Source organism: Micromonospora phaseoli (assembly GCF_900109115.1).
GTDB lineage: Bacteria > Actinomycetota > Actinomycetes > Mycobacteriales > Micromonosporaceae > Micromonospora > Micromonospora phaseoli.
Genome location: NZ_FNYV01000008.1, coordinates 68439 through 80644, shown reverse-complemented (window position 1 = coordinate 80644; position 12206 = coordinate 68439). Strand labels below are relative to the sequence as shown.

Annotated in this window: 10 protein-coding genes; 3 read left to right on the top strand and 7 right to left on the bottom strand. The window is 72.6% G+C overall.

Annotation, left to right across the window (positions count from 1 at the left end; translation table 11 throughout):
• Window positions 1-32: 32 nt before the first annotated feature.
• Genes BMY89_RS20345 through BMY89_RS20335 form a run of 3 tightly spaced genes read right to left on the bottom strand, consistent with a single transcriptional unit; the run spans window position 33 to window position 3882 of the window.
• On the bottom strand, window positions 33-1562 hold the full coding sequence (locus BMY89_RS20345) for a 4-hydroxyphenylacetate 3-hydroxylase family protein (protein WP_092381620.1): 1530 nt from the start codon (window positions 1560-1562) through the stop codon (window positions 33-35).
• Window positions 1559-2554 carry an NAD-dependent epimerase/dehydratase family protein gene (locus tag BMY89_RS20340; protein WP_092381619.1) on the bottom strand — a complete coding sequence of 332 codons (996 nt, stop codon included), beginning with the start codon at window positions 2552-2554 and terminating at the stop codon, window positions 1559-1561. Before BMY89_RS20340 ends, BMY89_RS20345 begins: the two co-directional genes overlap by 4 nt.
• Complete coding sequence (locus tag BMY89_RS20335; protein ID WP_175510394.1) at window positions 2551-3882, bottom strand: nucleotide sugar dehydrogenase; 1332 nt, start codon at window positions 3880-3882, stop codon at window positions 2551-2553. The genes BMY89_RS20340 and BMY89_RS20335 overlap by 4 nt, the downstream gene beginning before the upstream one ends.
• A 415-nt stretch (window positions 3883-4297) precedes the next feature.
• Between BMY89_RS20335 and BMY89_RS20330 the strand changes: the two genes are divergently transcribed.
• Window positions 4298-5542 carry a class I SAM-dependent methyltransferase gene (locus tag BMY89_RS20330; protein ID WP_269766878.1) on the top strand — a complete coding sequence of 415 codons (1245 nt, stop codon included), beginning with the start codon at window positions 4298-4300 and terminating at the stop codon, window positions 5540-5542.
• Between the two features lie 100 nt (window positions 5543-5642).
• On the opposite strand, the gene BMY89_RS20325 is transcribed toward BMY89_RS20330, so the two are convergent.
• The 4 genes from BMY89_RS20325 to BMY89_RS20310 are packed head-to-tail and all read right to left on the bottom strand — an operon-like array spanning window position 5643 to window position 9758.
• Entirely contained in the window at window positions 5643-6710 is a 1068-nt protein-coding gene (locus tag BMY89_RS20325; protein ID WP_092381617.1) for a carboxymuconolactone decarboxylase family protein, read from the bottom strand.
• 20 nt (window positions 6711-6730) lie between these two features.
• The gene (locus BMY89_RS20320) at window positions 6731-8368 is read right to left on the bottom strand and encodes a GMC family oxidoreductase N-terminal domain-containing protein (protein ID WP_092381616.1); all 1638 of its coding nucleotides are present in this window, start codon (window positions 8366-8368) and stop codon (window positions 6731-6733) included.
• The gene (locus BMY89_RS20315) at window positions 8365-8931 is read right to left on the bottom strand and encodes a DUF5987 family protein (protein WP_092381615.1); all 567 of its coding nucleotides are present in this window, start codon (window positions 8929-8931) and stop codon (window positions 8365-8367) included. The genes BMY89_RS20320 and BMY89_RS20315 overlap by 4 nt, the downstream gene beginning before the upstream one ends.
• Window positions 8931-9758 (bottom strand): TIGR03084 family metal-binding protein, encoded by an 828-nt coding sequence (locus tag BMY89_RS20310; RefSeq protein WP_092381614.1) that lies wholly within the window; start codon window positions 9756-9758, stop codon window positions 8931-8933. The genes BMY89_RS20315 and BMY89_RS20310 overlap by 1 nt, the downstream gene beginning before the upstream one ends.
• 312 nt (window positions 9759-10070) lie before the next feature.
• Between BMY89_RS20310 and BMY89_RS20305 the strand changes: the two genes are divergently transcribed.
• Both BMY89_RS20305 and BMY89_RS20300 read left to right on the top strand, forming a co-directional pair.
• Window positions 10071-11072, top strand: a complete 1002-nt coding sequence (locus tag BMY89_RS20305; RefSeq protein ID WP_092381613.1) for a DUF1702 family protein — start codon at window positions 10071-10073, stop codon at window positions 11070-11072.
• A gap of 105 nt (window positions 11073-11177) precedes the next feature.
• A complete protein-coding gene (locus BMY89_RS20300) occupies window positions 11178-12164 on the top strand; it encodes a DUF1702 family protein (protein ID WP_269766877.1) in 987 nt (328 codons plus the stop codon).
• Window positions 12165-12206 lie beyond the last annotated feature (42 nt).

Below are 12206 nucleotides of genomic sequence, written 5' to 3'. Positions count from 1 at the left end.
GCTGCCCTCGGCGCTCGGGCGCCTGCGATGGTTCAGTGCGGCGGGCGCGGAGCCTCGTAGGAGGACAGGTCGGGAACCCGCCAGCCGGTCAGGTCGTACTCGGCCAGGCACGTGTCGACGAGGGCCTTGCACCCGGCCAGGTCACCGTCGGCGATCGCCGCCGAGAGCAGCTCGACCCGGGTGTTCTCGTGGTTGCCGGCGTAGTTGCGTTCGTACAGTTCGTGCCGGCCGCCGAACTCCGACCCGACGGCGTCCCACAGCAGCTTCATCACCTTGACCCGCTCGACTGCCTCGATGCCCTGCGAACCGCGCAGATACCGGTCGAGGTACGGGCGGATCTCGGCATTCGCGAAGTCCTCGGCGCCGGAGTTGACGTAGATGAGGCCGCTGGCCACGTCCTGCAGCACGATCTCCCGCACCCGGGGATAGCCCACCTGCATGAACCACCGGTACGCCGCGCCGTACCGCGGATTGGGCAGGACGGAGCCGTCGTGCCACGGCACCGGATCGCGGGCCGCGGCGCCGGCCAGCCCCTGGAACATGTTGCGCCACGCCAGCACCTCACCCAGCCGGCTCTGCACGCCCCGGAAGTCCGCGGTGCCGGTCGTCTCCAGCGCCTTGGCCAGCAGGCCGGCCAGGAACTCCAGCTTCACCGCGAGGCGTACGCAGCCGTGGAAGGTGAACCGTTCGGTGAACCCCGAGCGGCCGGCGAACGTCTGGACCTTGGCCAGGTCGCCGTAGACGAAGACGTTCTCCCACGGGATGAGGACCTTGTCGAGCACCAGGATCGTGTCGTTCTCGTCCAACCGGGACGACAGCGGGTAGTCGAACGGGCTGCCCAGCACGTTCGCGGTGGCCGCGTACGAGGGACGACAGATCAGCTTGACCCCCGGCGCGTCCGTCGGCACGGCCGCGACCAGCGCGAACTCCCGCCGGGCCACGGGAAGGCCGTAGTGGGCGACGAACGTGTGGTGGGTCAGGGCGGCCCCGGTCGCCACCACCTTCGCGCCGCTGACCACGAGCCCGGCGTCGGTCTCCCGTTCCACGTGGACGAACACGTCCGCGACCTGGTCGGGTCGGCGTGACCGGTCCACCGGCGGGTGCACGATGGCGTGGCTCCAGTAGAGCACCCGCTCCTGCGACAGCCGGTACCAGTGGCGCGCGTTGTCGGCGAAGGGCTGGTAGAAGTCGGCGTTGGCGCCCAGCGTGCCGAGGAAGGACGCCTTGTAGTCCGGGCCGCGCCCCAGCCAGCCGTAGCTCATCCGGGCCCAGGTGGCGATGGCCCGCTCGGCGGCGACCAGGTCCTCGGCGCTGCGTGGGGTGGTGAAGAACCAGTGCGTGTAGCCCTGGCTGCCGGGGGCGTCGCAGGCGGTGGTGAGCACCGATCGGTGCTCGTCGGAGTGCAGCGCGTCGTAGAGCCGGGCGGTCATCCGGATCGGGTTGTGGAAGGCGGGGTGGCGGGTCACGTCCCGGATCCGCTCGCCATACAGGTAGACCGCCCGGCCGTCGCGGAGCGTCTCGACGTACTCGTCGCCGGTCAGCGGCCGGGTTTCCGGGCTCATCGGCCGGCACCGCTGTCCGGCAGGGCCAACCACCAGGGGTTGGCCCTCGCCCAGGAAACGGTGCGGGCCAGCCCCTCCTGGAGGCCGGTCCGCGCGCTCCACCCGAGCAGCAGCCGGGCGCGGCTGGCGTCGGGGATCCGCCGCGGCAGGTCCTGGTAGCTTGCGCCGAGCCGCTCGGCGGTGTCGACCGCGACCGCGCCGTCACGGGTTCCGGACACGGCGGTGACCAGGGCGACCGCGTCGGCGACGGTGGTCTCGTGGGTGTGGCCGATGTTGACCGCCTTGCCGATGGTCTGCGCGCTGGCCCCGGCGAGGATGGTGCCCTCGACCGCGTCGGCCACGTAGGTGAAGCTGCGCGTCTGGTGGCCGTCGTCGTAGACGATCGGGGGACGGCCGTTCAACACGCGGTGCACGCTGCGGCTGATCACGTACGCCGGCCGCTGGCGGGGGCCGTAGACGTTGAAGTAGCGGACCACGCCGGCGGCGAGGCCGTGCTGCTGCACGAACCCGAAGGTGAGGTGCTCGGCGAGCGCCTTGCTGCTGGAGTAGCTCCACCGCTGGGCACTTGTCGGGCCGAGCACCCGGTCGGCGTCCTCACGCCAGGGCACCGCCGGATTCTTGCCGAAGATCTCGCTGGTGCTGGCGACGACCACCCGCGCGTCGACCTCGGTGGCGCGCTCCAGCACCCGTTGCGTGCCGACGAAGTTGACGTCGATGACCTCCAACGGGCGGTCCAGGTACATGTCGACGCCTACGGCCGCGGCCAGATGGTAGACCACCTGCACGCCCCGCGTGATCACCTTGGCCAGCCGGTCCGGGTCCCGCACGTCACCGCGTACGTGCCGGGCGTGCCGGCGCAGCAGGTTGAGGTGCGCCGGCGGGTCGCCACTGTCGAGCACGGTCACCTCCGCCCCGGCCATGACCAGGCGGTCGGCGAGGTGGCTGCCGACGAACCCGTGGCCGCCGGTGACGACCACGCGCGGGCCGTTCACCGCCCGATCCCGCGGTAGGTGTAGCCCAGGCGCTCCAGCATGGCGATCTTCTCCTTGGACAGGTATGCACGTCCGTCGAGGACCAGGCAGGACTCGGCGACCGGCAGCCGGGCGAAGTCGAGGGCCCGGAACTCGCGGTGCATGGCCAGCAGAGCGACACAGTGGGCGCCGCGTACCGCCTCCTCGACGGTGGCGGTGACCGGCAGGCCGAAGGTCTGGTGGGCGCGTACCGGATCGACCAGTGGGTCGTGCACCCGGACCCGGACGCCGGTCGCGCGCAGCGCCGCCACCACCGGCTCCGTCGGGGTGGCCCGCAGGTCGCCGGTGTCGTTCTTGAAGGCCAGCCCGAGCACCGCCACCGTCGCCTCGGCCGGGGGCACCCCACGGGCGGCCAGGTCGTCGAGGATCAGCCGGGCGGTGTAGCCGGGCATCCGCTGGTTGACCTCGCGCCCGGCCGGCGCGGTGGTGATTTCCAGCCCGTGCCGGCGGGCGGACTGCCACACCATCCAGGGATCCTTGGTCAGGCAGGAGCCGCCGACGCCGACGCTCGGCCGCAGGATGTTGACGTGGCCGTCGCCCTTCGGGATCGCGTTCGCGGCGGTGATCACGTCCAGCACGTCGACCCCGTACAGGTCGCAGAACATCGCCAGCTCGTTGGCCAGGGCGATGTTCAGGTCGATCCACCAGTTGTCGGCCAGCTTGACGATCTCCGCGGCCTCGAGCGACTGCTGCGGCAGCGTCGGCGTGCCGAGCGAGCTGTGCAGGAAGTCCGCGGCGAGCCGCGTGCTGTAAGGGTCGAAGCCCCCGACGACCACCGGCAGCGTACGCAGGTCGTGCAGCGCCGTACCCTCGGCGAGCCGTTCCGGCGCGTAGGCCAGCGCGAAGTCCGTACCGGCGCGTAGGCCGCTCGCCTCCAGCAACGGGCGGACCACGTCCCTGGTGGTACCGGGGGGCACGGTGCTCTTGAGGATCACCAGTTGCCCGGAGCGCAGGTTCGCGCACAACGCCGTAGCGGCCGCCCGGAGGTGTTCGTCGGCCAGTGATCCGTCCTGCCGGACCGGGGTGGCGACGGTGAGCAGGACGACGTCGGCGCTGGCACAGGCCCGTTCGGCCGTGGTCGCGCGGAGCCGACCACTGTCGACCTCGGCGGCGATCAGATCGGTCAGGCCCGGTTCCTTGAGCGGTGTGGTGCCACGGTTGAGCTGGTCCACCAGGGCGGCGTCGGTGTCCACGCCGACGACGGACAGACCCCGACCGGCGAGGGTCGCCGCGACACACGATCCGACGTAGCCCATGCCGACGACCGCGACCACGGGTGGTTCGGTCACGCCACTTCTCCCGTCCGGCCTGTGGTGCGCCCGGATCCGGTCCGCGCCCGGCGCGGTGGATCCGCCGGGCTCACCCACGGTGTGGCATTGGACATGCGTGTTCCCTCACCCTCGTCACAAAGATCAACTCCCGGTCCGACGCTGTTGCCGCAGCGTCGGACCGGGAGGGTGCTCGGGATCGCCAGCCGCCGGCAGCCTGTCAACGGTGAGCTGGGCTGCGCTGGGTTCGTGTTCTCCCGATGCCACAGATCCTGTCGCCGATCGGCGGGGGCGGCATCTCCCTGCTTGCCCACCAGCCCGGCCGCCATCGACGCCCGCCCGCGGCTGCCGGGGCGGCCCGGGTCGAGCAATCTCGGATGTGCCCCGGCCGGGCGGTACTGGCGACGATGACGGTCGGCGGAAGGAGTACGACGACGTGAATGGCCCCGAGCTGGTGTCAGTCGCCCCAACGTGCCGGCTCTGTGCCGGCCCGGTGCGTGAATGGATGGATCTTGGCCGGCAACCGGCCTCCAACGCCTTTCCCCGGCCGGACGAGACCGACGCGGAGCGGTTCTTCCGGCTGGCGGTCGGCATCTGTGCCGAATGCACCATGGTCCAGCAGCTGGAGGCGATGCCGACTGACCACATGTTCCGTGCCGACTACCCCTACCGCTCGTCCACCTCGGACGGCCTGCGCCGGCACTTCGAGGCGGTGGCCGGCTGGCTACGCGACACCGAACTCACCGATCGCGCCGACCTGGTCGTCGAGATCGGCTGCAACGACGGGGCCATGCTCGGCGTGCTCGGCGCGTCGGGTGTCCGGCACCTCGGCGTGGACCCGTCGGCCGGTGCCGCGCGCACGGCCGTGGCCCGGGGCGCCGAGGTCCGGGTCGGCTTCTTCGACGAGGTCTCCGCCGCTGCGATCCGCGCCGAGCGGGGGCCGGCCAAGGTCGTGTTCTCGGCCAACACCATCAGCCATGTCGCCGACATCGGCACCGTGTTCCGGGGGGTCGACCGACTTCTCACGTCGGACGGGATCTTCGTGTTCGAGGACCGGTACGTCGCCGACATCGTGGAGTACGCGTACTTCGACCAGATCTACGACGAGCACTTCTACCTGTTCTCGGTGCGCGCGGTGGACGCGATGGTGGCCCGATTCGGCTTCGAGCTGGTCGACGTGGAACGGATCCCGATCCACGGCGGCTCGCTGCGCTTCACCGTCGCGCGGCCCGGTGCCCGCCCTCGCCGCGCCAGTGTGGGCCGGATGATCGACGAGGAGGCGCAGACCGCGATCGGCGAGTACGACACGTACCTCCGGTTCGCAAGGCAGATCGAACGCGTCGGCGCCGACCTGGTCGCGTTGCTGACCGACCTGCGTGACGCCGGACGACGGGTGGTCGGCTACGGTGCCACCTCGAAGAGCGCGACCGTCACCAACTTCTGCGGCATCGGGCCCGACCTGGTGCCGTTCATCTGCGACACCACCCCGGAGAAGCAGGGCCGGCTGTCACCGGGGATGCACATCCCGGTGCGCCCGCACGCGGCGTTCGCGGACCCGTACCCCGATTACGCCCTGCTCTTCGCCTGGAACCACGCCGAGGAGATCATGGCCAAGGAGCGTCACTTCGTGGCCCAGGGCGGACGCTGGATCCTCTACGTCCCACACGTGCACATCGTGTGAGTACACCCCCGACACCGACGTGGCGGCCCGGTACCCCGGGCCGCCACGTTCGTCCTGCGCCGTCAGCCGCCGGTGCACGGCGGACGGCTCCCACGCCCACTCACGCCGGCGGCGGGTCGTGCCATGCCGAGTGCAGCTCTGGGCCGGCCGCCCGGGCCGCGGTGAGGCTGGCCCAGGCGGCCAGCTCCAGCAGGCGGCGGTCGGCCGGGTCGTACCGCCGGTAGCTCGCCACCATCGGGTCGGTGACCCGGTACGAGAAGAACGCAATGGTCAGCGCGAGCCGCCCGGCGCTCCGGTCCCGCACCGGGAGCCCGTCCAGCGCCGCCTCCACCTCGCCGGGGTCGGTGATCGTCCGCTGCCCGGCCAGCAATTCGGGCAGCAGCCGACGGACGGACGAGGGAACCGCCGGCTCGGCGGCACCGTCGATGGCCGCGTAGGCCCGGGCGAAGGCGGCGTGCAGCGTGGGGTCCGGCCGCGCCCAGCTGAGGTCCGGCGGCGGGGCCGCCGGCGGGAGCAGGTCGAGCTGCCGTCCCGGGGCACCGCCACGGCGGGCCAGCCGGCCCATCATGACGGCGGCCAGCCAGCGGACCGCGCCGGCCGCCGGTGACGGCACGGCCGGCAGCGGCGAGGGCGCGACGAAGACGTTCACCATGCGGTTGAGGTAGTGGAAGAGAACCGCCACGCCGACCAGGTGGGCCAGCTCGGTGGCGTCCAGCCGGGCCGTGGTCACCGGCGGCCCGGCGCCGCCGTGCCGGAAGAACGCGGCGATCTCCCGCAGCCGAGGCTCGGCTATCTCGGCGATCCGGTCGTCGGCCACCGCGGCGGAATCCGGTCCGCGCAGCAGCCCGCGCAGCGCGCTGCCGTGCACCTGGACGCAGTACGGGCAGCGGTTGGCCAGGGAGACCGCGGCGGCGACCGCCTCCTTGGTGTCCCGGTCGACCGGGCCGTCGCAGAGCAGCGCCTCGCGCAGCATCAACCAGCAGGCGCCGAGGACCGGCGGCGCGGCGGCGTGCAGCGTGATCGGCGGGGCGAGCAGGCCGAACTCGCGGGCGAGCTGGCGGTAGACCCGGCGGACCAGCGGGGGCGCGGTCCGCGCCGGGACGGGTCGTAGGTGTTCGATGTGGCCCTGGGTGACCCGGTTGGTCAGCCGGGCGAGCAGGATGCCCATGGCGTCTCCTCTGGCGACCGTCACGCGGCAAGCGGCGGCGGCACCGCCTTCGTTCGGGTGCCGTCGGGACTGGGCGCGCCGTACCGGACGGCGACGCCCCGCCGCTGGGCCGCGCGCACCAGACCGGGTACGGCGCGCTCGGCCAGCGCGGCGATGGTCAGGGCGGGGTTGACGGTCAACGCTCCCGGCACCGCCGAGCCGTCGGTGACGAAGATGCCCGGATGGTCCCGCAGTTCGTGCCGGTCGTCGAGGGCCGAGGTCGCCGGGTCGTCGCCGATGCGGCAGGACGACAGCGGGTGCACGGTGTAGGCACCCACCTGGTCGTTGGTCCACGGCCTGACCCGGGCCAGGCCGTCGCGTTCCAGGATGTCCCGGACCTCGGCGTCGGACTCGGCCCAGCCGCGCAGCGTGTTCTCGGTCGGGTCGTAGCGCAGGGAACCACGGCCGAGCATCTGCTGGGCGATCCGCTCGGCGTTGCCGCGCTGCGGTGGGGCGCCGAAGACGCCCTCGTTGTCGTCCTCACTCATGGTGAAGACCGTCAGCCAGGAACGCCACCGGCGCAGCATCTCCTTCTTCTCCCGGCCGAACCAGGTCGGGCCGGTGGCGCCGGGCACCTGGGCGAGGACGGTGCCCAGGCCGGGCGGGAAGTACAACTGCTCCAGCGAGAAGCGGCTGTACTCGGGCAACGAGTCGTCGAGCTTGTCCCAGGTGGCCACGCACGGGCCCCGCCCGATTTGGTGCGCCTCGTACGCGGTGCCGTCGCCCCGGTCGAGCCCGAGCAGGTCGCGGGCCCGTGCCTCGTCCACCACGGCGGTGTTCAACCGCTCGCCGTTGCCGGAGAAGTAGCGGCCGACGGCCGGTGGCATCGTGCCCAGCGCCGCCGCCGACCGTTGCAGGATGACCGGGGTGGCACCGGCCCCGGCGGCGAGCACCACGATCTTCGCCTCGATGACGCCGGAGCCCCGGGTGCGGCGGTAGTCGGTGTCGTCGACGACGTCGTAGTGGACCTGGTATCCGCCGGTCGGAGTCCGGGTCAGCCGCTGCACCTCGTGCAGGGGCCGGATCCGCGCGCCGTGGGCCAGCGCGGCGGGCAGGTAGTTGAGCAGCAGCGACCGTTTGGCGTCGAACCGGCAACCGGCCATCATCCAGTTGCAGTTCGTGCACAGGTGCTTGTCGACGGCCGAGGGGACGGGGTTGGCGGTACGTCCGGCGCGGGCGCAGGCGGCGGCGAAGAGGCCGCCCGCGAACGGCACGTCGTCCCAGGACTGCTCGGTCACCGGCAGTGCGCCGCTGACGACGTCGTACCACGGGTCCAGGGTGTCCCGGTCGATCGAGGAAGGCCACATCCGCCGGCCGAGGCCACCGGTGCGGTCGAAGACGAACCGAGGGGCGCGCGGCATGGTGGCGAAGTAGACGACGCTGCCACCGCCGACGCAGTTGCCGGCGAGCACGCTCATCCCATCGCCGACGGTGAAGTCGAAGATCCGGGTGTACGACGAGCCGAGGAGGAAGTCGTGCTGGAACTCGTCGCTGGCGAGCCACGGGCCCCGTTCCAGTACCACCACCCGGGCCCCGCCGGCGGCGAGGTGGTACGCCGGGATCGCGCCGCCGAAGCCGCTGCCCACGACGACGACGTCGGTCTGCTCGATGCTGGTCATGCCGGACTTCCCGTCGCCGTGGTGTGCGGGTGCACGGAGGCCAACCGCCGCCGGTAGGAGAAGTGCGGGAACCGCCAGAGCCCGTCGGGGTCCGGCCGGCCCAGGCCGAGCAGGGACAGCCCGGGGTGGCCCTGGTCGAGCGCCTCGGTGGTGGGCAGATGCGGGGCGCTGTCGAAGGCCATGGTGCAGAACAGGGCGACGCCGAACCACACCTCCCGTTCCGGATGCGACGGGTCGGTCAGCTCCTGAACCAGAGCGGTGCGGGTGTCGAAGTCGAGGGCGACGAACGGCGGCACCGCCGGGTCCAGGGTGTGCTGCCCGGCCCGCGCGTGGTTCTGCGCGTGCATGTTGAGCAGGCCGGCCATCCCGTCCAGCGCCTCGGCCAGCCCCAGCGCGGGATGCGCGAGCACCTGCAGCGCACCCGCCTGCACCGCGCCCGGATCGTCCTCGACACCGGCGATCGCCCGGTCGTCGGGCGAGCGCTTCACGCCGGGGATGATCGTGTCGGCGAAGGCCTCCAGCGTCGCCGTGGTCGCCGGATCGGCCGGCGCGGCGGCGGCCATCACCGGTCCCGCCCGGCGGCGCCCGGTGCCTTGATCGCGCCCGCGGTGAACTGACCCGGACGTCGGCCCGGCCCAGCCGGGCCACGGTAGGCCTGGGCGATGTCCAGCCAGTGGTCGGCGTCGGCCCCGGTCGCCCGCAGGCCGAGGTCGTCCCGGTGCCGCCGCCGGGTGACCAGCAGACAGAGGTCGATGGCGGGACCCTCGACCAGCTCGGCGTCCTGCGGCCCGTGCACCCAGACCTCGCCCGAGGGCGCGGTCAGCTCGTACCGGAAGCCCTGCCCAACGGGGGCCAGGCCCCGGCTGAGGTAGCCGAAGTCCCAGGTCCGGACGGCGAAGTCGACCACGTGCCGGATCCGGTCGGTGCGCTCGGGCGTCCGGCCCAGGGCATCGGCGACGTCCTGACCGTGCGCGAACAGCTCCATCATCCCGGCGGCGGCCAGGACCGGTGCCGGCAGCGGCCGGACGAGCCAGGGCACGACCTGGCCGGCCGGCACCCCGGCGAGCGCCTCCACCGCCGTGGTCCACTCCTCGCGCCAGCGTCCGCGCAGGGCCGCCGTGCCGCCGTCGAGATAGCGGGACAGCGCCACCGCCACGTTGGCGTCGAAGTCGTCACTGAGCTGCGCCGTGAGCGCCCGGAACGCCTCGCCGTCGGAGGCGGCCATCGCCGCCATCCGGAAGACCGCGCTCAGGTGCGCGACCTGGTGCCGGATCTCCCAGCCGGGCGCCGGCGTCGGTCGGGCCCAGTCGTCTGGTTCCAGCGTGTCCAGCAGCCGGTCGAATTCCGCGCAGTCGTCCGCCAGATCAGCGAACACGTTCGACTCGTCCATCTCGTTCCTTCGCGGTTGACGTGGCCCCCTTCCACCCCGCCGGCCCCGTCGTCACGGCGGCGTGCGGGCGAGCGCGTCGGGGGAGTGGCGAGGTTCAGCCTGCCGACGTGGCCGGACCCCGTCCTCTCCCGCTGTGCGCTTCTGCCCGGTGACGTGGCCGCGACCGGTGGCCGCCCACCGGTCCGGTCGCCGCCTGCTCGGGAGGGGGCACTGGGCACAGCGGAAGAAGAATCGCCCGCCCCGGTGGCCGACGATGGAACGGCCGTCGGTAGCCGACGGTCACCAGTCGACCTCGGTAGGAGAGCGGGAGCGATGCCCACCATCGTCGGTTCGCTACGTCGCCACGTACTGGCTCCGTCGTGGCAGGAGGTGGGCTTCGCCGCGCGAGGTTTCCCCACCACCGCCTCGGTCGCGACGAGGCAGCTGGAGGCGATCCCGCAGACGGTCGTGTGTGGATTCGAGTGGGGCATCGACTCGTGCGACCTGTCGGAGGCGGAACGACGCCTCGCGCTGGTCGACCCGTACCTGCGCGGCTTCGCGTACGAGGGCGCCACGATGGCGTTCACCATCCGCGACGCGATGTCGATGTTCCGGACCAGCCGCACCCGCGATCTGCTCCTCGGGCCGGGACGGCCACACGTCTTCCTCAACTACATCGGCATCGGGTTCGCCATGGCGCGGCTGCCGCGGGCGACCTGGCGCCGGATCCTGCCGGAGCTGTCCGGGCTGCCGTACCACCCGACGATGAGCTGGCTCGCCGTCGACGGGTACGGCTTCGACCTGGCCTACTTCGACGTCGATCGCTGGGTGGGCAGGGGCGAGCGGCCCCGCCCGTACCCGTGGGCGGGCGCGCCCGACTACTTTCCGCGGGCCGTGGACCAGGGGGTCGGTCGCGCCCTGTGGTTCATCCACGGTGCCCGGCCCGACGACGTGGCGACGGCGATCGGCCGCTTCGCCGGTGAGCGGCAGGCCGACCTGTGGGCCGGTGCCGGCCTGGCGGCCACCTTCGCCGGCGGCTGCGACCCGGCCGGCCTGGTGACGCTGCGCCGGCACGCCGGCGGGCACCGGCCACACCTGGCACAGGGGGCGGTCTTCGCGGCCCGGGCCCGCACGTTCTCGGGTGCGGTGCCGCCGTACACCGAGGACACCGTCACGGTGCTGACCGGCCTGTCGGTCGCCGCCGCGTCGGCGCTGGCCGACGAGGTCGCGGTCGATGGTCCGCCGGCGGAGCGTGCCGACCCGCCGTACGAGGTGTGGCGCCGCCGGATCCGGTCGCGCCTGGCCACCGGGCCGGCAGGTGCACCGGAGTCCTGACCCATCCACGGCGGGTAGTCGGCCCGCCGCCACCCACGTCGCGCAGGCGGATCGGACGGACGACCCCGATCCGTCCGGTCGACGCTGACCATATGAGGGGTAATTGTGGCTTTCATCGGTTCGTTGCGCCGAGCCGTCCTGACGCCGGACCCGAGCGAGACCCGGATGAGCGTGCGGGGCTTCCACACTCGATCCGAGCAGGCGCGGGACCTGCTCGAAACGATCGGCCGGACCTTTCTCGAAGGGTACGGCGAAGCGGCGCAGACCCGCCGGGTCGCCGACACCGAGCCGGCGTTGGAACGGGTGCCGACCCGCTTCCGCGGCTTCGCCTACGAGGGCGCGGCGATGGGACTGGCCGTCCGCGACTGCCTGCCGTTCGGCGGGGGCCGGGTCAGGGAGTTCCTCGCCGGTCCCGGCAACCCGCACATCTACATGGCGTACGTCGGGATCGGTTGGGCGATGGCCCGCCTGCCCCGGTTCCGGTGGTCCCGGCTGTACGCCCCGGACCCACTGCTGCGCTGGCTCGTGCTCGACGGGTACGGCTTCCACCAGGCGTATTTCCACACCCACAAGTACGTGATCGAGCAGTTCCGGCACGAGCGGTTCCCCTGGCCCGTGGACGACGACACCGGCTACGCCACCCGGGTCATCGACCAGGGCATCGGCCGTGCCCTGTGGTTCGTCGGCGGCACCGACGTACACCAGGTCACCCGTCTCGTCGAGGGGTTCGCCGAATCCCGCCGGGCCGACCTGTACAGCGGTGTCGGGCTGGCCGCCACCTATGCCGGCGGAGCCGACGAGGCCGAACTGCGCGAACTGTGGCGGCGGGCGGACACGTACCGCTCCCACCTGGCACAGGGCGCGGCGTTCGCCGCGGCGGCCCGGGTCCGGGCGGGGCTCGTGGTGCCTCACGTGGAACTGGCCACCCGACTGTTCTGCGACCTCTCGCCGGCCGACGCGGCGGCGGTCACCGACCGGGTCCGTCCGGGCCTGTCGCTGCCCGGTGAACCACCGACGTACGAGATCTGGCGGAACTGGGTCCGGGACACCTTCGTCGTCGGCCAGCGTGCCCGCGTCGCGAACGACCGCTAGCACTGCGGTCGCCGCTGCGACCAGATCGGAGATTCCGAGACC

What these genes read in the sequence shown, in the direction of transcription:
- BMY89_RS20320 (WP_092381616.1), bottom strand. Translation starts at nt 8,368, where the DNA reads ATGACCAGCATCGAGCAGACCGACGTCGTCGTCGTGGGCAGCGGCTTC.
- BMY89_RS20345 (WP_092381620.1), bottom strand. Translation starts at nt 1,562, where the DNA reads ATGAGCCCGGAAACCCGGCCGCTGACCGGCGACGAGTACGTCGAGACG.
- BMY89_RS20310 (WP_092381614.1), bottom strand. Translation starts at nt 9,758, where the DNA reads ATGGACGAGTCGAACGTGTTCGCTGATCTGGCGGACGACTGCGCGGAA.
- BMY89_RS20315 (WP_092381615.1), bottom strand. Translation starts at nt 8,931, where the DNA reads ATGGCCGCCGCCGCGCCGGCCGATCCGGCGACCACGGCGACGCTGGAG.
- BMY89_RS20305 (WP_092381613.1), top strand. Translation starts at nt 10,071, where the DNA reads ATGCCCACCATCGTCGGTTCGCTACGTCGCCACGTACTGGCTCCGTCG.
- BMY89_RS20325 (WP_092381617.1), bottom strand. Translation starts at nt 6,710, where the DNA reads ATGGGCATCCTGCTCGCCCGGCTGACCAACCGGGTCACCCAGGGCCAC.